The following is a 21,570-nucleotide window of genomic DNA, read 5'->3' on the forward strand; positions in this document are numbered from 1 at the left end:
GTTTGTAGACAAAAGGGGTTCAGAATTAAAAAATTCTGAACCCCTTTTGAAATTCCCTTTGAATTTTCGCCTAAAGTTAAGAGATTGGGGCTCTACGAGCCCACTATGTTAGGCCATTTTTGGACCTCGCCATGTCCAATTGGCCATCTTCTTTAAATTAATGGCAGCGAAAGTAAGCATCGCCTGCATCGACAATTTTTTAAGTCCCCTTAAAGTAGTCCAACGCATACCATGCTTTTCTTTTGCATCTGCGAATACACGCTCAATCGTTTCTTTACGTTTTGCATATATAGGTTTTACATCTTGATGATGACGCAGATGATCTGCTTCTTCCACATGTGTTTGCCAGATATGCCGTGTCACCACTTTTTGACAGTCTTTGCTTTCTGTACACCGAGATAAAAATGAGCATGTTGCACAAATTTGTTTTGGCGATTTGTACTCGCGATAGCCCTCTTTATTTGTTGTTGAGTACTTTAAAGTTTCGCCCGAAGGGCAAAGGTAACAATCAAAATGTTCATCGTATACATAGTCCTGTTTGCGGAAAAATCCTTCTTTGGTGCGAGGACGTGTATAAGGTAAAGCCGGTATGATTTCTTTGTTAAATAGGTAGCTTGTAATCGCTGGTGTTTTATAAGCTGCATCTGCGGCAACGGCTTCCGGTTTTCCAACTTTCTCAATCACTTGTTCAACTAGTGGCTCTAGGATCTGACTGTCATGTGTATTTCCAGGTGTTACAATCGTTCCCAATACAAAACCGTTGCGGTCTGCGGCCGCGTGGAATGAATAGGCAAACTGTTTTGTTCGTTCATCTTTCACATAGTAGCCACTCTCAGAATCCGTTGTACTTTCTTTAATCTCTTTGGTCTCTTCTTTATCAAATTTATCTGGTGGAAAAGGCTTTTTTCCATGGTTTTCACGATCTTGATTTGAAGACGTCCTTGATACGCTCGTGTTCTTTACGAACGATTTTCTTTTCAAATTTCCGTTTATTCGCACTGGCTTTCACATGTGTGGAATCCACGAAAACGTGTTCAGCACTTATTAACTTTTTATTAGCAGCTGTCATTAAAATGCGATAGAAAATCTGTTCAAATAGGTCTGTATCTTTAAAGCGTCGCTCATAATTTTTCCCGAACGTAGAGAAATGAGGTACTTTATCATGGAAACCATAGCCTAAGAACCAACGGTAAGCCATATTGGTTTCAACTTCTTCAATCGTTTTACGCATGGAACGAATACCGAAGGTATATTGAATGAAAGTCAGTTTAACTAAAATAACTGGATCAATACTTGGGCGTCCTACCTCTGAATACATATCTTTCACCAAGTCATAAATGAAAGTGAAGTCAATGGCAGCCTCCATTTTACGAACCAAATGGTTCGGTGGCACCAATTGATCTAAAGTAATCATTTCAAGTTGATCTCGCTGAATAGAATCATGTTTAGAAAGCATCCTCATCACCTCAAGTTTTAATACTTCTATTCTAAAACAAAAATGACTCCAGGCAAAAGTGTTCTATCTAAAAGGTAAGACAAAGTTGATTGGAACGGAAGGTACGAGACTCCTGCGGGAAAAGCGCGTCTAGGGGAGACCCCGCAGGCGAAAGCCGAGGAGGCTCCCCGACCGCCCGCGGAAAGCGAGTGCCTGGAGTGGAAATCAACGTCCAAATTGTACAAGCCATAAAAATAGACAAACTCGATTTTCATCGAGTTTGTCTACAGTCTGAATGGTCCATTCCTAATGGGATGGACCATCTTTATTCATTTCACATTTTCCCCTTCATTATATTCAAGATTCACTTTTATTGAATGCTCTTTTTTCACTCCAAAATAATTCGTGCCTATTACACCTAAAATGATTAGTATCGACCCCAATATATCGTAGATTGTAATCTTTTCATTTAGAATGAGAGCTCCTGCTGCAATCGTGACAACAGTGGAAAGATTTGCAAACACACTCATTTGGGACGCTTTGATTCTAGATAAAATCGTATTGGATAATAACGAGGTGACCAATGATGCCAATATTCCCAAATACAAAATGGAACTGATGAATTCCATGCTCGACCATGGTGTAAAGAATTCCGCCATCGATCCTTGTTTTAAATGGGTAACGAGTGCGGCCACGTTAAAAATGACAAAGCCTGTTCCCATCATGAAAAAGGACATTTCACCTGGTGTATGGTCCTTGGCAAGTGAACGGGTCATCGTTGTATAACAGGCAGTCGCAATACAGGATAGCAAGATCAACAGCATCCCAAGCATGTCGGAAAAATTGATGGTGCTTCCTTTCATCACAAAAATGAAAATGACCCCAACTACCGACAAAACAATCGAAAGCTTTTGATATAAAGATGTTTTCTCCTTCAGGAAATATCCAGCTATCATCAAGGTTAGAATTGGGGTGACGGCAGACAGAATTCCAGCATCGGTGGATTGCGAATACTTAAGTCCGAAAGCTTGAAAGGCAAAGAAAAGAGTTGGGAACAATAAGGATAGCGGGACCAGATTTTTAAACGACTCCCAGGAATAGTTCACCTTAATGACTTTAACGGCAACCAGGAATAAAATGATGACGAAAGAAACCGTGAACCGGAACGCCAAAGTATCAAGCGGATTCGATTCTGCAATCGCCATTTTCGTAAATAAGAAAGATAGGCCGACAATACTTGAATGAAATAACGCTAACGTGTATGCAAATGTTCGGGATTTCATGGCTGCAACTCCTCAACTAGATTACTATATTCCTATTTAGGTATAGTACCCTTTGCATCTGTATTGCAATCCAAGTTAGAGTTAAAAATTCAGGTCTTTTTTTGGGTATATAACGTATTGGAAATTTCAAAAAAGACAACAAGGTTTAGAACACAGGAGAACATAAAATGGATTACTCCCATTTTTAATATTCGCTAGCTAGAAATTATAATATTAAATTGATGAATATGAATGAATTTTGTGCTATGCAAGTTAAAGCCTATTACAATAATGTATGGTTGAATTAAACCTGAATGCATCATATCGTAAAAAAGCAATAATTATTAATCGACAATGACAGAGTTTTTTGGATAAGTTTCTTCTAATTCAATGCTATTGTAGGCAATTGGTTCTTCAAAAGTTGTCTGTGCTTTCTGTTTTCTTTTCAAATACATACTAATTGCATAAGTAACTGTGAAGTTAATCAATAAAGCAATTAAACCAATATTAATATTAAAGAAATTCACCTGTGCTAAATGCATACATATGGCGAACAGATCCCCTGTAATGAGGCCTGCTGCAATACCCGCAGGTCTTATTGATCGGAAAAAGAAAATTGATAATAATCCAGGCAGGAATTGCCCAAATCCATAATATGCTGTGTTAATCAAATTCAGCATCAAGCTTGGCGCCAACAATGTTAACCCCATCGAACACAACAGATAGAGAAGAACAATAATTTGGACCCATTTTCTCTGAGATTTTTCAGGAACATTACTTAATAAATTCCTGGAAACTAAACCTCCAACTGCCAAACTAGTTACAGCAAGTACTAAAATACCTGAAAGAGCTGCTCCAGCAGCTACTAAACCTACTGCCCAAGGAGGAAGGATGCTTGTAACTGTTGCCATGAAGGCATGGTTGGGATTATCTAAATTAGGTATTGAAACAAGAGCAAAATATGAAGCTAGAATGAGAAAAGGATACATCAACATGTACAATGGCATAAATCTTTGAGTTCGCTTAATCGTTCCTTCTGACTTACTAGTGAATACGACAGCAACAATGATCGGCATGCAATAGAAGGCTAATGATTGAAAAAATATAGTGGTCATACTAAAAATGACATCTTCTGATTTGTCTATCGTAACCAACGCCCCATGTTGCTTCGCCAAATTGAATAGGTTTGACATTCCATTTATTTCTTTTATAACCACTAACCCAGTGATTATGATTGCTAGAAGCATAATTATATCTTTAAGGATAGATATGAAGGCTGGAGCTTTCACACCAGAAATCGATATATAAATAAATGCTAAACACCCTGAAACAAAGACTGACAGTGTTGGAGATAAATTAAAACCTAGGGCGTTAAGCGCAACGACGAGTCCCTCAAATTGCAACTGTCCCCAAGGGATCATGAAGAGTAATGCGGAAATTGCCACTACTAGTTCTAATCCTCTATGGGAATAATGCCCTTTGAAAATATCCGGAAGAGTCATTGCTCCATATTTTTTCCCAGCTCTCCAAATTAAAGGAGCTATATAATATCCAATGGGGTAAGCAAGGAGTATATAACCTAGAAACCAGATGCCATATCCCGGACCTTTGGCGTATATTCCTCCTGGAAATCCAATCATCGTTCCTATACTATAAATTTCACCTACAGCGAGGAAGAATAGCAATATTCCACTGAATGATCTGCCCCCAACTAAATATTCCTCAACACCAATTTTCCCTCTTCCACCTCGACTGTTCAATGCTATTCCAATTGATAAGAGTATAATAGATCCAAACACAATCGCCGCCATTATCCATTCCTCCTTATCTACCCCATCTTTTCATTTTTATATTGATGACGATCATAAATATGCCAAGATATACAAAGACAAAGGCTAGTTAGTGGAAACCACATAAACACCCAAAAATAAAGGATGGGTATTCCCAGTACACTAAAATCAAGTTTCGCAATAAAAGGGACTATACCGATAATGGATATATACGGAATTACCACACCAATGAATATACCAGCTAATTTTCGGCGAGACATAATTCTCTCCACCTTTCCTTTTATTAGGTTATTAATAATGCGATACCTATCGCATTATTTACTTAATTACTAAGTGGGAAGCATTTTTTTAAAACTTAGTTTCAATATATTAAACTCCAATCCTTCTGGTATACAACAATACCATCCACAATAGTGGCAAGAACCGGAATATCCTTAATTTCTAATGGGTCGACCTTCAATGGATCTTCTGAAAGAATAACAAAGTCCGCTCTCTTTCCAATTTCAATACTTCCGGTATTCCGTTCATCAAAATTAAGTTCCGCTCCCCATATCGTCATTGACCGCAGTGCACTCTCTACGTCTATCCTTTGTTCCGGCCCTAATACTTCCCCTCCCATTGTAATGCGATTAACTGCAGCCCAAACTGAAAATAATGGTGAGATAGGTGTTACTGGACAATCAGAATGCAAAGTAAATAGTAAGTTATTATGAAGTGCGTCTCTTAAGGGGTTCATTACGTTGGCTCTTTCAGGTCCAAGAAACATTTTTTTATGCCTATCACCCCAATAATAAACGTGATTAATGAAAAATGAACCTGCTACGCCAAGCTTTATCATTCGTTCTAAATCGTATTTCGTCACGGTTTGCAAATGCTCAATTCGATAGCGGTGATCTATACGTGGATTTTTTTTCAATGCAAATTCATAAGCATCTAAAATGGAGCCAATGGCCCTGTCGCCGTTTCCATGTGTTGTTATGCGAAAACCCCTTTTGTTTAAATCAAGAATTTCTTCATTGAATTCATTTTGTTCATGTAATAATTCACCGGAAACACTTGGTTTAGAATGGTATGGCTGCCGCAATGCTGCTGTTAATCCTTGAATTGACCCATCTTGAAACAACTTAGCACTATCCAGACGAGCACGCCCGTAAGATTTTTCAATAATTTCCATATTAAGTTCACTAGCTGTATATTTTCCTAATTCATTTCCTTCCCGTAGGAGATTGTGCATGATCATTAATTGCATCCGCAATGGATTTTTTCTTTCTGCCATTGCTTGAATATGGGCTTCTAGTTCAACTATGCCCATATTCAACCCTACACCGGCATCAGTATTTGTAGTGATGCCTTTTTCTAAGTACTCCTTCGAGCCTTCGCTTAATAGTGAAATTAATAAACCCACAGAGGGTGCCGGGATCTTCGTTTCAACCAAATTCATGGCAGGCAGCTCATATAAAATACCATTCAGCCGTCCTGAACTATCCCGGCCTAGATGTCCACCAGGAGGGTCCAAAACAGTTTCATCAATTCCTGCCATTTTAAGAGCTGCAGAGTTTACCACTCCGAAGTGTGCGGAAACATGCCTGATAAAAACGGGATGAGCTGGTACAACTGCATCCAATTCAGCCCGGGTTGGATGCCTTTGTTCTTTTAATAGAGTATCATCATACCCAAAACCTAAAATCCAATTCCCTTTTTCAGTTTGTTCAGCCATAGAAAGAAGGCGGGCTTGTATTTCTTCAATGTTTTGGTTAAAGGGTGAGCTGCAGTTTGCTTGTTTTCGAAACTGGGAATACATCAATAAATGGTTGTGGGTGTCGATAAAGCCAGGAAGCAATGTTGCGCCTTTTAAATTGATAACTTGTGTCCGGCTGGTATATTCAATGGACACGCGAGGTGGTTCCGATTCAATCCAGACTCCTATGATGATTCCATTACTTACTGCTACAGAACCTCCAATTCGACTTTTTTTATCTAATGTCAAAACGTTTGCGTTCGTTATCAAGAGATCCACGTGAACCATAAAAATGCCTCCTTTAAAGAGTTATTCAGAATTAAATAGTGATAAAAGAAGTACTTTCGTTTCCACATTTATTTAAACGTTAAATTTTCTCTTTTATCTTTCGAAAATAGTTCATAATCCGCTCATCAGAAATTAGGTGTAATACCACTCCTCCACTATACGTAATGACACCTCAGGTATAAAAACTCGTCATAACGTCAGTACCACTTCATAATGAATGATACACACAGCGTTTAAAAAAGTCAATCAAAAGTCAGAATATTCCGCCATATATATTTTAATCTTATCCTGCTTAAACTCTATAAGTGTAAGATGGTTAATCTATAATTTATAACTTCTATCTAAATAAATAGAAGGACACCAGATCAGCACAAACGACCTTATAACAATATCCTTTTAGTGAAGGATCATTTTCATGCTTAACAGTGATGCTCCAGTTAACATTAGTTAGTAACAACTCTGTAAAGTATGATCATTTATAGTTTCATATATGATAAAATTCAACGAGGAAGCGAGGTGTACATATATGTTAGTTACTACTGTAATTTTCCTTATGGCTGGTTTAGCGGAAATTGGTGGCGGCTACCTTATTTGGCTTTGGTTAAGAGAAGGTAAATCCATTTATCTAGGTTTAGCCGGAGGTTTCGGGTTGGTGTTATACGGCATCATTGCAACTTTCCAAACGTTCCCTAGCTTTGGACGTGTATATGCTGCATATGGCGGGGTTTTCATTGTTTTATCGGTTTTATGGGGATGGTGCATCGATAAGAAAACCCCTGATTTATATGATTGGATTGGAGCTGTAATCTGTTTGGTCGGGGTTTCGGTCATTATATGGGGCCCTAGACAGTAAAAGAAATTAAAGGGCATAAGTCCCTTTATTTCTTTTGCCAAATTCTCCACTTGTTGTTTGGTCAATCTTCGTCTGAACATTTTAATAAAGTGATTCAGCTAGGCTGTACATTATATCAATTTCTTTTCCTGCCTGTTTGCGGTCATATTGCTGAAATTATCCTGAATGAAACAAATCGCCAATTCTGCCGATACCCAATGCCGACACCTGTAGAATGGATTCCATTTGGATAATACTAGGATACATATGCATTCGTTACGATTTGTGTACCTGTTGTCGTACCTCCTGCAATGGCAAATCAGTATATAAAGCATGATCATGTTTGGCTTGAAGCTCAGCATCGTAAGGGTAATGAATCCAATGACCAAGAAAGTAACCAGAATCCTGGAACCATATCTATCTGCAAGCTTCCCTCCAACGATAGCTCCAAAAACTGCTCCAAGGTTCAATACGACTAAGAATGTCAGGCTTGAATCTAATTCATATCCTGCCCCTCCCATGATTTTTGGAAGCCATGTACTATAGCCATACATTACGAACAAACACATGAAAAATGAAATCCAGAACATAAGGGTGCTTAGAGTCCTCCCATTTTTGAATAACTGTTTTACTGGAAACCCTTTCATTTCACTTTTGAGTTGCTCCTGAAGGACATAATGATCAATCATGGTGTATTGCCCGTCTACATTTACTTGATTCAGAACGTTCACCAATTTGCTTTTCTTGTTTTTGTCATGAAATAATTTATTGACTCGGGCAACAATTTATATAATATGGGCATGAAGATTAATGGGAGCGCACCAAGCCAACCACTGCCCGCCAACCAAAGTTCGGCATGACTCCTCCCAAGCCTAGTCCTGCAATAAAACGTTGTATTCCAAAAGAAGTTGGCTCAGCGGCAAAACCTGAAGTAAATGTAAATACGGAAAAAATGACCGTACAAATCAAAATGACTTTCTTTCTGCCGACTTTATCGGCCATCGGTCCAAATACCATCGCTCCTATCATCATTCCAAACAAAGCATAGCTGCTGAATAACCCTGCCTCTACAGCAGTTATCCTCCACTCCGCCATCAAAGATGGCAGGATTGTCCCAAGCATGAACATATCATACCCGTCACAGATGATGATAAAGATACAGCATAATGAAATTTGTAAATGAAAGCGGTTAAATTTTTGTTCGTCCATCAATTCGGACACTTGGATCGTGCGCATTTCCTTCCCCTCTTTCTGCTTTTCCTTTTGACGAATTCTTAAGGATGTCTCTATTTTTTTAATGACAACTGATATTGTAGTCACAAAGACGAATTATACATATATAGAACTAAGTTCACTATATATTAACCTATTTTTTAGAATATTGTCAATAATCAAAGTCGATTAGCCCAATTAATCAACAAAAAAACCCTCTTATCAAAGAGGGCTTCAGATTTAAACAAACTCGCGAAAAGCCAGCTTACCTACAATTTTTTTCTTCATAACGTTTCAGTTGATTTCAGAAATACGCTCCCTTTCCGCCGACTGACTGCCAAGCCTCCTCGCAGCAAGCGTCTGCGGGGTCTCGGCAAGCCAGTTATTCGGCAGGAGTGTCGCATATTTCTTCAATCTAGTGAGGGCTTCATCTATAGAAAAGTAAAAATACATGAAGGACAACCTAGTTTTATTTTTATACTTGGGTAATAATTCCTTCGATAAAATCGTGAAAGGGATTCGGGATGAGACCATTCCGAACCCCTTTTGTCAACAAACTAAGCCCTCTTTGATAAGAGGGCTCTTAATAAGTATAAGGATTAAGCTTCCAAGGCTTCTTTACGCTTTCTTTTCCTTGATTCTGTTATTAAATCATAACCAAGATAAAGGATGATGGCTCCGCCTAACAATTTAACATATAACGGAATGTCCGCTACAAAGAAATAAATCATAGAGAATAATGTCCCTATAATGCTTAACCAAAAAATTACATGTTTTAAAATTTTCAAAGTAAGACTCCTCACAAAAGATGAGATTAATTTCTAGTTCGCTCCATATCAAGGAGGAATTAATTATCCGTACCATCATTCTAACATTTTTTCTTTATATTAAGAGTGACTCGTATTGCGAAATTATGTACATTTAAGCAACTTTTCTCAAGAATAGGTCAAGCCAAGCAATTCCCGGAGAATCTTTACGCTAATTCTTGTCAATTTGCAGTTTTCACATAGACCCATTACTACGGCAAAAAAGGCCAATAAAACAAATATGCATGAAATGGCAGCTAGGGTATCCCAGCACTGCATTTCATGCATTTAGTTTCACAAGACGTTCATTTTATTGGATTCTACAACCACTTCTTCAGTTGGTTCCGAATGATCATGTTTATAATAAGCCATTTTAGCTGGAACGAATGATAAGGCAACCGCGGCAATGAGACCCGGAATGGCGAAGGCAATGAAATTCATTTGGATGGGTAGCGAGATTGATAATAAGAATCCGCCTAGTATGGGTCCGAGCATACCTCCGATCCTTCCGATTCCAGATGCCACCCCTAATGCCGTCGATCTCATATTTGGTGGGTAGTACTGGGAGACATAGGCTTGTACAAGGTTTTGGGCACCAATGGTGCAGGCTCCTGCAATCGCTACCAATGTGTATATCACAAAGGAGCTTCCTCCCATTCCCAATAGCGTCAAACTGACTGCGCCAAGCGCATACAGCGGCACAAGCATTTTCTTGGATCCGTAACGGTCACAAAGTTTAGCGATGATAAGCGTGCCTACTATAGCGCCACCTTGAAGAACGATCAAGAAACCTAAGCTTGAATTCAGTGCATACCCTGCCTCGATCATTAACTTTGGTAGCCATGTATTCAATCCATATACCATCAACAGGCACATGAAAAAGGCGATCCAGAACATCAGTGTGCTTAGAGCACGGGAATCCTTAAACAATCCTAGAATTGGCATATTCGTATCTGTTTTTTTCACTCTTCAACAATTTCATCCTTGATGTCGAATTTACTTTCCGGACTGACCTTGGATAATATCCTGATCAATTCTTCTTTTCTGCCAATTCTGATCAGATGCGTCGAAGCCTCTGGTAAACGCTTCATCATGAAGGGTAAAAATAACAGTGGTATTCCTGCAAACCAGAATATTGATTCCCAGCCTAGTGAAGGCATAAGCAAGATACCAAGTATAGGGGCAAGCATCCCTCCGAATGAGTAACCGCACAAAACGATTGAAACGACCATGCTCCGCATCGTTTTTGGTGCATAGTCCGTCAATAAGGCAATGACGTTCGGCATGATTCCCCCTAGCCCTAATCCCGCTAGAAATCGGAAAGTCGAAAACATGGTAGGCGTGTTCGCAAATCCACATAATAGCGTAAATAAACTAAATAAAATCAGTGAAATCGCAATTACATTTTTTCTTCCAATCCGATCTGCTAAAGTACCAAAGAAGATGGCCCCGAACATCATTCCAAATAGTCCATAGCTGCCCATAGCCCCCGCTTCCACGGAAGTAAGGTTCCACTCCTCCGTCAATACCGGTACTACCGTTCCGTAAACGACGAGGTCATATCCATCAAAAAGGATAATGATAAAACACCATGCCAGCAATCCAAAATGAAAGCGATTGAACTTACTGTTGCTAATTACCTCGGTCGTATTTATTTTAGCCATAAAATTTTCTCCTCTCTAGATGACTGCAGTACTTCCATCAAAATGATAGCGCTTACGCAATTCTTTAAAAAACATCGACTCACCATAATTTTATACAAATAGTGAACCGAGTTATCTAATTATTATTATAAATGCTAATTATCTGATATTTCAATAAAAACTTTCATATAATCTTCATAAATATCTTAATATGTTTTCTGATGCTATCGTTATATACAACGTTCCGAACATGCGTAAAACAACAAAAAACCAGTCCCTGTCGGAACTGGTTTCTAATTATTAAAGTAGTAAGCCGCAATTGCCGTATTCAAGTAAGAAAGTTTTAAACCACCACTCCTCAAAGTGGGTGTTTGCAGAAACAATCCTGTTGTCCAAGTCAGTGACGAGGCATAACATTCCTGTCTCGATGTAAAACTCCCTATTACAGCTTAAAGGTTAAAACTTAATTATCATTACGAACAACGCAGCTTGTATAGTTATAATACCGAAATATCTTCAATCTTGCAAGTTTAATCATTCCCAAGCAACAAAAAATTTCATGCCACAAATTAATCAGGTGTAGCCAATTTGTTACATGCCCGAACGGCAAAACTAATGGCGGCACTCTGATTTCACTTTCTTCCCCGCTTTCATTGATATCTTATTAAGGAATAGCATGCTTGGGTAAGTAAATATTTTTAGATAGAATGTGCAAGATAAAAGTGGGACGGAATTGAAAGTGTTTGTCTTGCATGGATCATCGGATGTTGAACTCTATAATATATCCTAAATATCATTTGCAAATACATGGAAGGAGTCTATAATATTAACTAACAGATTTGATTGGAGTGACTAGTTATGCTTTCAAACATTGGTTTTCCCGGTTTAATTTTAATCCTTCTTTTAGCTTTAATTGTTTTTGGACCGAACAAGCTACCTCAAATCGGACGGGCAGTCGGCACCTCGCTTAGGGAGTTTAAGGATGCAACCAAGGGAATAACAGAAGAAGTACAAGAGGAATTCAAAGATGACGTACAAGCTGCAAGAAAAGAATCAATAAAATGAAAAAGACGCCTGCACGCAGCAGGCGTCTTTGATGCGTTTGTGGCGCAGAACCGTCAGGCCACATCCCGACGTTTAGCTAAAAGCATGTTCTTCGACTTACACAAATTAGCTCATCGCTTTATTAATATAACATTAAACCTATATTATATCAAGTTATTTATTGAGCAGCCTGTTAACGGCATCCCTTGGAATTGATTTTAATCCTTACTTTTTCAAAGTTTATCTTATTCTATAAACAGCTTTTGGGCTATTTAGAAATATTCTATCGAGTTGTTTATTAAAATATGATTGAGCCCAATAAGGTGTTCTTTCAACAAAACCGTTTAACTTCATTACAAGTTCATCGTCAATTGAGTCAATTGAGTCAATTGATCCGAGGAAACGGCCACTTGATTGAACGCTTCATTAATCTCATCGAATATATCATTCAGCTCTGTCATTTCTTTGGTGATCTTAATATTCTGCTCTTTAACAGAAAGCATGGACTTTGCTATATCAGTAAAAAAAATATGCCAGTTACTTTTCCTTTTTTCGTGCCTTTAGTAATTTCCCCGCTAACCATGGAATTTGATGTGTTCATGATATTGGTAAAATGAGCAATTCCATTAACCAGTTTCACTACTTCCGAAACTGATTCCTTGGTATTTTCTGAAAGCTTCCTTATCTCACCAGCCACAACTGCAAATCCTTTACCATTTTCACCAGCTCTTGCCGCTTCAATTGCTGCGTTCAACGCCAACAAATTCGTTTGCTCTGCAATTGAAGTGATCATCGTGACAATTCGTTCAATTTCCTTTGAAGTATTGGATAGCTGATCCATATCTTTTGAGATGATCGTCATTTGCTCCTGCGTTTTTACCAATCTTTTCTCTAATCCCCGTTACAGTTCGACTCTCTCATTTGATTTTCCCTCTGTATGTATTGCAATCTCTGACCCCTTTTGAGTGAAATCATGAATTTCGCCTACCTTATTTGCCATTAATTGAGTTGCTGAACTAATCTCTTGACTGATTGCTGCCAATTCCTCTGCATTATGGTTGACCTGTAGTTTAATCGTTTCTTTTTCTGCTAGGTTTTTTTGGCGAATCTTCTCATTTTCAAGTTCATATGCCGCTAAAACTATTTGCTGCTCTAAATTAAAAATTTTAGTGACAGCCAGAATGTTTTCTTGATAGTGTTCAATATTTTTTATATTGGAAATCACATGAAAGATTAATGATTGCAATAAATCCTGAAAAGCACTCATATACCATTTTGGCTGCAGTCCAATTCGCAGGTGTACTTGTGCTGTTTAATATACGTATCATCATTGGTTCCGCTAAACATTTCGAACATATGACGATGCAGTGTCTTTTTCAACCTATCAACTGTACTATTGTCCGAAATGATTTTCATTAAAGAGGATTCATTTTCCAGATTTTTATAGAAATTCTCTACAATTTGGGTCAAATGTTCTTTCACTTGTTCCTGTAAAGAACGAATTATGCACAAATCCCCGATCGTCAAATGAATCATGTCCACTTGATTCAATACGCTCGGATATTCCGTGATATTGATACCGACTTGTCCTTTATATTGCATATAATCTATTGAATTTATCCTTTGTTTATTTCTCCATATACTTTTCATGATTGAATTGCCCTACAATTTTTTCTACCCATATATACTATTTCGACATATAGTCTGTTAATCTTAATTCACTTTGATGAATTTTCTCCTTTCACACAAGACTTTTGAACTATTTATGTCCAAACAAAAAAACACTCCAGAGAGTGTTCAGACAGTAAACAAATTGGAGAAGAGCCAGTTTGCCTACAATTTTTTGTTCGATTTGATTTCAGAAATCCGCACCCTTTCCGCCGACTGTCTGCCAAGCCTCATCAAAGCAAGCTCCTGTGGGGTCTCGGCTAGCCAGGCATTCGGCAGGAGTGTCGCATATTTCTTCTAGTGAGAGTTTCATTCATATATTACAGTTTAAAACATAAAGGATAACTAAGTTAAAATCTTGGTTCGGGTCCGAACCTCCTTTTGTCGTCAAACTGACACTCTCCGGAGAGTGTCTTTTTCAATGATTATTTTTACTGCTGATTTAGATTGGACTTCTTACGGGAGTAAGTGAAATAAATGACAACTCCGATAGCCATCCAGATCAAGAACCTCATCCATGTAAGACTCCCTAGTTGTATCATCAAGAATACGCAAAAAACGATTGCTAGCCCTGGAACGAGCGGTACAGCCGGACAATAAAAAGCACGTTTCATATCCGGTCTTGTTTTCCGTAAAACGATGACCGCTACGGAAATCATCGTAAACGCAGTCAATGTTCCAATGTTGACCAACTCAGCCAATTCACCAAGAGGTATGAATGCTCCCAATAAGGCCGCTATCAAACCAAATATCCATGAAGCCGCATAAGGTGTTTTATATTTTTTATGAAGTTTTGATAAGGATTTTGGCATCAGCCCATCACGTGACATCGCAAACATGATTCGGGTTTGTCCATACAACATAACCAAGATCACCGTTGTCATTCCGAGGAAGGCACCTAGATCGATAATCCCTGCAACCCAATTTTGTCCGGCGCTTTGCAAGACCAAGGAAATCGGGTGGTCAAGAGCCTTGCTGAATTGTGCATACGGTACCACACCTGTCATGATTAAACTTACGATCATATAAAGCACAACACAAATGACCAATGAACCGAGGATTCCGCGTGGTAAATTCTTTCCTGGATTTATTGTTTCTTCAGCAGCAGATGCAACTGCATCAAAGCCGATGAAGGCAAAGAACATTAATGCGGCGGTTGAAAATACCCCATCGATTCCAAATGGCATGAATGGCTGCCAGTTTTCCGGTTTGACATAATAAATAGAAGAAACGATGAACAGCAAGACAACCAACACTTTAATAACGACCATTATATTATTGATTCTAGTCGTTTGTTTCGTACCTATGGAAATCAAAAAGGTAATCGCCATGACTATCAAAAAGGCTGGCAAGTTCATATAAGTCGTGACACCTTCGACCGAACCCGGTGCTGCCGTTAATTTCTCCGGAAAGTTAATCCCGAATCCACTTAAAAATGATTGGAAATAGCCCGACCACCCGGCCGATACGGCACTAACAGCCAATAAGTATTCAAGGATTAAATCCCAACCGATTATCCAAGCGGCGAATTCACCTAGAGTTGCATAAGCATACGTATAAGTCGAACCGGATACCGGCACGGAAGCTGCAAATTCTGCATAAGAAAGTGCAGCGAATAAACAGGCAAGTCCAGCAATGACGAACGATAATGAAAGTGCAGGACCAGCATTCACGGCACCAGTACCTGTTAATACAAAAATGCCAGTCCCAATAATCGCTCCAATTCCTAGCATCGTTAAATCCCAAGCACCTAGTTCCCGTTTCAATCCCTTATCGCCGGAACCTGCGTTTTTCAACAAGTCCTCAATGGACTTCTTTCTAAAAATACTCATGTTCTCTCCTCCATAAATTTCATAAACTATTCTGAAAACTACAGACAAATAAATTCACTTACTATTTATATCAGAGAAATTTCGACAAATTTCTATAATCCCTGAATTATCTGACTTTTAAATTATACGTATTACCCTTTTCATCGTCAATGATTTATTATTGTAAAATTCTATTTTTTAAAACTTATTTGGAACGAAAACTTTATCATTCAACATAATCATCCATCTTTAATAATGAATGATCGATCAACAATTCATTATCTTAATAATAGATATTGGAGTGTCTCCTGTATTCCTGTAAATTGTTCTTATAAAAGTTCTAATATTTTTAATTCTATAGAGAATCATTATTTATTTTTTTATATGTATTATTATGAAATAATACTCCAATATTATTCTGATCATTCATGCACCAATAGTTTGACGGAATCAAAGTACATCACTATACTTATTAAGTCTTAAAAAAAGTATGGGAATTATGCTTAATAATTGAAGAAGGTGACATTCATGGATTTTACGATTACCTATCTGTCTTTTTATCTAATCCAAGTCGAAGGAAAAGGCGATCAGGCTGATAAGCGTTTTAAACATTTCCAAACTCTCGATACCCAAGAATACGAGGAAAGTCCTCTAAAGGACTTTTTGGATGGGGAATTGATGAAGATTTCCAAACGAAAAGTGGACCGTCATCCAAAAACTGAACAAATACCGACGAAAATCGGTTCTTTTATTGTCGAAGAAGGACATGCACTTGATTCCAACCCTAATTACAATGTATTTAACCGTGTTCGATATGCAAAAACGAAAGAAGAATTCCAAGAGGAAAATGAACAATTCACGCGGTCCTATATTGATACAAGTGCCGTCCGTGGCGGTGTCTTCATAATCGCATCGGCTAAATTATCGAAATATCTTGATGAACCATTCGTTTTCTTATTAAAATGTGATTTCGAGCCAAAGGTTGCTTCGATTTCGGATGAACGAACCTTGATCAGGCACGTTGAAATGGCAATCACCACGAAAAATATGAAATCCATTCAATACCCATACATGCCCGAAGAAGGAATGGTTGAAGAAGGCGAACTGAAAATCCATCAGGCCTCACATGCTCGCTACTTCGAGGATTTCCTGAAGTTCGTAGAATATGGCGAATCGATGCCGGAAATCATGAAAAACCAGGTCATCCATATGGTCCATGAGCATGTATCCGCTCAATTCGAAGAAAACAGTGACGAATTGCACAAATTCGAACAAGACCTGGAAATCTGGGAAACCAGCGATAAGCGTGAAATCCAGGAACGCCTTGAAACCTATCAGGTCGTCGAAGCCACAGCCCAGATTGTCGAGCATACACCTGAAGCCGAACTGCGGATGAGGCTTGGCAGTACATCGGTCAAAGGACTGTTAGCCGATTTTGGCGACAGTGTCCATTTAGGGAAGATTAACGGGAAGTATGTATTATTGATAGAATCCGATACAATAGAATTCGATAAAGGTGTTTCACCGATTGAGTTTCATAGGCCGGATGATTTGCAAGTACTAATTGAAAAAATCATAAATAAAAGTTGATGATAGCCTGAGTTACAAGAAAATATGATCATTTGTGACTCGGAACGTGACTCTAGAGTCACACTGTACCTGTGTTGTATCCCGAAAATGGCGGTCTTTGTGACTGCCTATTTTTTATTTTTCTTCAATTAGATAAGGTTATCTTCTTTGTCTTGGGCCTGTTCCCGGATCAGCACTATGTTTGTAATCAACTTGACTTACTCCAATTAACCCAACAGCAATCAACGCAATAATAAATTTGACCATTTAAAGTTTTGTATATTTAGCTACAATTCCGTTCCACATCCAAACAGCCTCTAACATCATGTTTATGAATTCTTTTCGATCCTTTTTAGTCCCTGTTATCCCTTCATCTGCGTATATATGGTACAAATCATAGCCTTTTTCCGAACAATTTTGTGTATAGTACTCACTCTGAGATTGAAACGATAGCTTTTGTTCTTTTTTATCTGTCGATACCCTTAATAGCGACTTTCACTAAATCACTCCTACAAATTTTCCTTAAATTTTCAAATTGTACGAAACAGGCATATATTTGTAAACAGTGAATGTAATCAACCCATAACAAGTATTCATTGTTTTATAATCTTTTATTCAGTATTTTTCACTTGACTAGGTTGTCCTGCAAATGCACGATGGCAGCAGAGAATGGAAAACGGCTTGGAGCAAAGTTGGCTACCTTAGTTTAAAAGTTAAAAATAACAATCAAACTAGATAGCCAACTTCAATGATCGATTGTATAGCGTGAGTTATGGTTTCCGTATCATCGCCCCTATTGTCGGTGGATTATTCATCCAAACTAGCCTACTATTGAATGACAATAAAGTTGTTACATTTACGTTAAAGTTGTTTAAAAAACGCCAGTAATGGTATTCCATTTAAGGGCCAAATTGTTAATGAATGCTTTAAAGACTAAAAGATATTTATGTTAAGTATATTATAGAGATTGTAAAGGTTTTCACTTAGTAAGCAGTTTAATTTAAGACGGAAATTGTTAAACGGATAGGAAAAAGGTAACAAAAATAGATTAAAGGTGAGCCTTTAGGAAAATGCCATTAATCTAATCACTGGATTCCCGATCACTCAATAACCTGGGCACACACTCGGATTAGGCGGCCATCCGCAAGCGTAATTTACACCGTGGGGTGGTGGCGCGCTCATGTTTACCGCCCTTGGGGCAGTGCCCCCCTGAATATCCGTTAAAAAACATCCCATGACACTTTACACAGAACTCCCATTGAGGTTGAGAATATTGGTTACTAGGGACACTATGATCTAGCAAGTAATTATATCCCATTCCTGTTTGTGGCTGATTGTGGTCACCTCCGGCAGGGCACTTTCCTTTATATTCGTATCCGTTATAAAACAACCCGTAACATTTTTCACAAAAAGCCCAGTCACCTTGAAAAGCCAAAATTGCTCTCCCCCTTAAGTATGAAGGGCTGCCCGTACGACAATGCCGTAGCTGAAGCTACATTCAAAATCATCAAAACGGAGTTCGTTAAGGGTCGTCATTTCGAAACGCTAATCAATCTGACAAGAGAACTACAGGACTATATTCATTGGTTTAATCATATTCGTATTCATGGAACACTTGGCTATTTAAGTCCGATTGAGTATAAACTTGAACACCTTAAGAAAGTTGTCTAGTTAAGTATTGACAATCCACAATAATCAATGCGTTAAGTAGTGTTCTCGTTATTTCTCCAAAATAAAAAGCACCCAATGAATAGGTGCCTTCAAATTCTTTATTTAGTATGTAACTGTACCTCGATCAATATGTTTGCTTCCAACAACTCCTGGATCTAACATATTGATTACTTCCGTTTTTTTTTATTTTAATTGTTCTATTAATGTATTCTTTTGATCAGAACTTAAATCATGATTACTTTTAAGCCATTCATGAACCAATTTATACATTCCCTCAGGCTGTAATCCAATTTTTGTATCTCCAAAACCTTGTTGGATTCCTATATCTACTTTTCCATTAGTAGACACGATAAACCATGGTGAATCCGCAAAATTATATTGACTTAGATCTTCTTTATTCCAACTCATTTTACCATCTCCTTTACTAACAGTTCTATAAAAGGTGATGATTTCCTGCAAATAAAAACACCCGATTACTCAAATCCCTCCTTTATTCTGCAATTCATCAAATCTTTACATGATTAATACATTTATTGAACTTATCTATTTTATAATTAAATTACAAATTAATAATTCATCATATGGAGGGTACAATCATGGAAATAAATGAAAGGCAACCATTTGAGTCTTTTTTATCTCCTCGTCAACTTACTGAGCTAAAAATCTTATCTACTAAAACAAACATAGCTTTCCATGAATTATTAGCAATGCCATCAATAGTCTCACTTCTAGAGAAACTGGACAATACTACCGAACTGAATGATGAGCTTAATAATAAAGAAATGATATTAAGAAATAAAGTTTTCATTAATAAGAATAAAGAAGTATTAAATAAGGCACAAAAAAGCACTCTGGAGTTAGTATAGTTTCATGGACACATTTTAGTTAAGTCCTTAAGAGCTAATTCATTAACTCATTGTCTTTTGAGCAAGCTAACTATGAAGTATTTAAATTCTAGAATGCAAGGTTCTTATCTACGTACTATTTAACTCAAGAAAAACTACTGAATAGATTCGTTCCAGTAGTTTTTTTGTTTTTAGATGTATTATTGCTTATAGGGGTTCCTACCATATCGCCATCAAGCTAAGGTGAATTTGTATCATCATAACGAAAAAAACGCTATTCTTTTTGTAGAAATATACAGGAAGGATGGCGTTTTCTATGAGTTTTTCTGTTTCAGACGAAATGAATCTCTTTTCTCAAGAACTTCTTATCTCCATCTTCTCTACAACAATTAGCTAAAGAAGTTGGTTTTGTTCAACGTACAAGTAAATATCAAGCACAAGAATTAATTGCTTTATGTGTATGGCTTAGTCAACAGGTCGCGAGTACACCAATCACACAATTGTGTAGCCGTCCCGAAGCATCTACAGGTGTCCTCATGAGCCCCGAAGGGCTTAATCAACGATTTAATGGTTCAGCCGTACAGTTTCTTCAATAAGTTCTAGCTAATCTTCTAACTCAAAGAATTCATTCAACACAAGAAATACTTCATCCATACTCCACGACTTTTAAACGTGTTCGGATCCTAGATTCTACAACATTTCAACTTCCAGATAAGTTTGCTTCACATTATCAAGGTTCTGGCGGAAGTAGCCATACCGCAGGTGTTAAAATCCAACTTGAATATGACCTATTGAGTGGGAAGTTCCTCCACGTTTATGTAGGAGAAGGGAGAGAAAATGATAAAACCTTCGGTTCCACAAGTCTACTAACCATTCAACCGAAAGACTTATACATAAGGGATTTAGGGTATTTCGACTTACACGACTTACAGAAAATGATGATGAAGGTGCTTACTATGTCTCACGTTTGAAGTTGAATTCTCGTATATATCGTAAGAATGATGAACCAGAGTTTTTTCGGAATGGGACTGTGAAGAAAGGTACTCTCTTTATTCAGTTAGACACGGAAGAGCTTATGAATCAATTACAACCTGGTCAAACACTTGAAATTTCAGAAGCATACATTGGGCTGTATCAAAAACTACCCGCCCGAGTGATTATTCATCGACTAACTAAGGTACAAACAGAGAAAAGATTGAAAGAACAAGCAAAAAAAGAAAAGAAGAAGGGCATTACCTATAAAGACCGAAGCAAACGATTAAGTGGAATGAATGTATATATTACAAATTTTTCTTTAGAAGACGTTCCAACGGAACATATTCATGAACTGTATTCGTTACGTTGGCAGATTGAAATTCTATTTAAGACATGGAAATCTTTCTTTCAAATTGACAAGTGCAAAGAGATTAAGAGGGAACGCTTAGAGTGTCACTTGTATGGGCAACTTATTAGCATTTTACTCTGTTCATCTACGATGTTTAGAATGCACCAGTTACTTTTAGATAAGAAAAAGAAGGAGTTAAGTGAATATAAATCCATCTATATGATAAAAGACTATTATTTATTGTTTTATCAAGGATTACAAAAGGACGCCAAAGAATTATCAAAAATTTTTCTACGTCTGTTTCACCTTTTGGAGAAAAACGGACGGAAATGTCATCGTTATAACAAGAAAACGGTCTTTGATATCTTAGGTATTGTGTATGATTGTACTTCACAAAAACTTAAAGCTGCCTAATATTTTTTAAAAAAACCTATTTGATGGTTTTTTTTGTCATGCGGTATTTTTAGTGTTACCATAGCAAATTAAAGAGAACACACTTTTATATTATCTCTTGCGCCCTTAGCTTAATGGCGATGGGGTACTACCCCTTATATAAGTAATCAAATAGTTTCTTATGTTCTTGTAATAATGTATACAATATACAAAGTTAGTTCCATGAAGAAAAGCGAACC

At 37.6% G+C, this 21,570-nt stretch carries 18 protein-coding genes, 1 other RNA gene and 5 pseudogenes; 6 read left to right on the plus strand and 18 right to left on the minus strand.

Features of this window, described 5'->3' with window-relative positions; all coding sequences use genetic code 11:
• Positions 1–108: 108 nt before the first annotated feature.
• The 5 genes and pseudogenes from QFZ73_RS25460 to QFZ73_RS25480 form a co-directional block, all read right to left on the minus strand.
• Positions 109–1,456 (minus strand): annotated as a pseudogene (locus tag QFZ73_RS25460) (IS1182 family transposase).
• Positions 1,457–1,764: 308 nt separating this feature from the next.
• On the minus strand, positions 1,765–2,718 hold the full coding sequence (locus tag QFZ73_RS25465; RefSeq protein WP_307272171.1) for a DMT family transporter: 954 nt from the start codon (positions 2,716–2,718) through the stop codon (positions 1,765–1,767).
• A gap of 323 nt (positions 2,719–3,041) precedes the next feature.
• Positions 3,042–4,508 (minus strand): sodium:solute symporter family protein, encoded by a 1,467-nt coding sequence (locus QFZ73_RS25470; RefSeq protein ID WP_307272174.1) that lies wholly within the window; start codon positions 4,506–4,508, stop codon positions 3,042–3,044.
• Positions 4,509–4,525: 17 nt separating this feature from the next.
• Complete coding sequence (locus QFZ73_RS25475; RefSeq protein ID WP_307272176.1) at positions 4,526–4,747, minus strand: DUF3311 domain-containing protein; 222 nt, start codon at positions 4,745–4,747, stop codon at positions 4,526–4,528.
• A gap of 101 nt (positions 4,748–4,848) precedes the next feature.
• Entirely contained in the window at positions 4,849–6,513 is a 1,665-nt protein-coding gene (locus QFZ73_RS25480; protein WP_307272178.1) for an amidohydrolase, read from the minus strand.
• A 526-nt stretch (positions 6,514–7,039) separates the two neighbouring features.
• On the opposite strand from QFZ73_RS25480, the gene QFZ73_RS25485 reads away from it, so the two are divergent.
• Positions 7,040–7,366: a YnfA family protein gene (locus QFZ73_RS25485; protein ID WP_251433549.1), complete on the plus strand. Its 327-nt coding sequence runs from the start codon at positions 7,040–7,042 to the stop codon at positions 7,364–7,366.
• A 110-nt stretch (positions 7,367–7,476) separates the two neighbouring features.
• On the opposite strand, the gene QFZ73_RS25490 is transcribed toward QFZ73_RS25485, so the two are convergent.
• The 7 genes from QFZ73_RS25490 to ssrS form a co-directional block, all read right to left on the minus strand.
• Complete coding sequence (locus QFZ73_RS25490) at positions 7,477–8,034, minus strand: MFS transporter (RefSeq protein ID WP_307272181.1); 558 nt, start codon at positions 8,032–8,034, stop codon at positions 7,477–7,479.
• Positions 8,035–8,152: 118 nt separating this feature from the next.
• A complete protein-coding gene (locus tag QFZ73_RS25495) occupies positions 8,153–8,581 on the minus strand; it encodes an MFS transporter (RefSeq protein ID WP_373458974.1) in 429 nt (142 codons plus the stop codon).
• 270 nt (positions 8,582–8,851) lie between these two features.
• Complete coding sequence (locus tag QFZ73_RS25500) at positions 8,852–9,091, minus strand: hypothetical protein (protein ID WP_307272185.1); 240 nt, start codon at positions 9,089–9,091, stop codon at positions 8,852–8,854.
• Positions 9,092–9,156: 65 nt separating this feature from the next.
• A complete protein-coding gene (locus QFZ73_RS25505) occupies positions 9,157–9,345 on the minus strand; it encodes a hypothetical protein (protein ID WP_241588640.1) in 189 nt (62 codons plus the stop codon).
• Between the two features lie 312 nt (positions 9,346–9,657).
• Positions 9,658–10,329 (minus strand): MFS transporter, encoded by a 672-nt coding sequence (locus QFZ73_RS25510; RefSeq protein ID WP_307272188.1) that lies wholly within the window; start codon positions 10,327–10,329, stop codon positions 9,658–9,660.
• The gene (locus tag QFZ73_RS25515; RefSeq protein ID WP_307272190.1) at positions 10,326–11,027 is read right to left on the minus strand and encodes an MFS transporter; all 702 of its coding nucleotides are present in this window, start codon (positions 11,025–11,027) and stop codon (positions 10,326–10,328) included. The genes QFZ73_RS25510 and QFZ73_RS25515 overlap by 4 nt, the downstream gene beginning before the upstream one ends.
• A gap of 285 nt (positions 11,028–11,312) precedes the next feature.
• A non-coding RNA gene (ssrS, locus tag QFZ73_RS25520) (6S RNA) lies at positions 11,313–11,500 on the minus strand.
• A gap of 364 nt (positions 11,501–11,864) precedes the next feature.
• Here ssrS and tatA point away from each other — a divergent pair.
• Entirely contained in the window at positions 11,865–12,071 is a 207-nt protein-coding gene (gene tatA / locus QFZ73_RS25525) for a twin-arginine translocase TatA/TatE family subunit (RefSeq protein WP_251433535.1), read from the plus strand.
• A gap of 332 nt (positions 12,072–12,403) precedes the next feature.
• Here tatA and QFZ73_RS25530 read toward each other — a convergent pair whose 3' ends face one another.
• The 4 genes and pseudogenes from QFZ73_RS25530 to bcaP all read right to left on the minus strand — a co-directional run bounded on the left by QFZ73_RS25530 (position 12,404) and on the right by bcaP (position 15,550).
• Complete coding sequence (locus QFZ73_RS25530) at positions 12,404–12,553, minus strand: hypothetical protein (protein WP_251433533.1); 150 nt, start codon at positions 12,551–12,553, stop codon at positions 12,404–12,406.
• Positions 12,554–12,561: 8 nt separating this feature from the next.
• A complete protein-coding gene (locus QFZ73_RS25535) occupies positions 12,562–12,933 on the minus strand; it encodes a methyl-accepting chemotaxis protein (protein ID WP_307272193.1) in 372 nt (123 codons plus the stop codon).
• An 18-nt stretch (positions 12,934–12,951) separates the two neighbouring features.
• A pseudogene (locus QFZ73_RS25540) lies at positions 12,952–13,700 on the minus strand (protoglobin domain-containing protein).
• Positions 13,701–14,149: 449 nt separating this feature from the next.
• Positions 14,150–15,550, minus strand: a complete 1,401-nt coding sequence (gene bcaP, locus QFZ73_RS25545) for a branched-chain amino acid transporter BcaP (RefSeq protein WP_307272195.1) — start codon at positions 15,548–15,550, stop codon at positions 14,150–14,152.
• A 507-nt stretch (positions 15,551–16,057) separates the two neighbouring features.
• Here bcaP and QFZ73_RS25550 point away from each other — a divergent pair.
• The gene (locus QFZ73_RS25550) at positions 16,058–17,119 is read left to right on the plus strand and encodes a DUF3900 domain-containing protein (RefSeq protein WP_307272197.1); all 1,062 of its coding nucleotides are present in this window, start codon (positions 16,058–16,060) and stop codon (positions 17,117–17,119) included.
• A 246-nt stretch (positions 17,120–17,365) separates the two neighbouring features.
• Here QFZ73_RS25550 and QFZ73_RS29045 read toward each other — a convergent pair.
• Positions 17,366–17,572: pseudogene (locus tag QFZ73_RS29045) on the minus strand (recombinase family protein); the annotation flags it as partial.
• Between the two features lie 975 nt (positions 17,573–18,547).
• On the opposite strand from QFZ73_RS29045, the pseudogene QFZ73_RS25555 reads away from it, so the two are divergent.
• Positions 18,548–18,769, plus strand: a pseudogene (locus tag QFZ73_RS25555) (IS3 family transposase); the annotation flags it as partial.
• 183 nt (positions 18,770–18,952) lie between these two features.
• Here the strand turns inward: QFZ73_RS25555 and QFZ73_RS25560 are convergent.
• On the minus strand, positions 18,953–19,177 hold the full coding sequence (locus tag QFZ73_RS25560) for a hypothetical protein (RefSeq protein WP_251433464.1): 225 nt from the start codon (positions 19,175–19,177) through the stop codon (positions 18,953–18,955).
• 188 nt (positions 19,178–19,365) lie between these two features.
• Between QFZ73_RS25560 and QFZ73_RS25565 the strand changes: the two genes are divergently transcribed.
• Positions 19,366–19,635: a hypothetical protein gene (locus tag QFZ73_RS25565; protein ID WP_251433461.1), complete on the plus strand. Its 270-nt coding sequence runs from the start codon at positions 19,366–19,368 to the stop codon at positions 19,633–19,635.
• Between the two features lie 295 nt (positions 19,636–19,930).
• Positions 19,931–21,352 (plus strand): annotated as a pseudogene (locus QFZ73_RS29050) (IS4 family transposase).
• Positions 21,353–21,570 lie beyond the last annotated feature (218 nt).

Origin of the sequence: Peribacillus sp. V2I11, assembly GCF_030817135.1 — a bacterium.
Classification (GTDB): domain Bacteria; phylum Bacillota; class Bacilli; order Bacillales; family DSM-1321; genus Peribacillus; species Peribacillus simplex.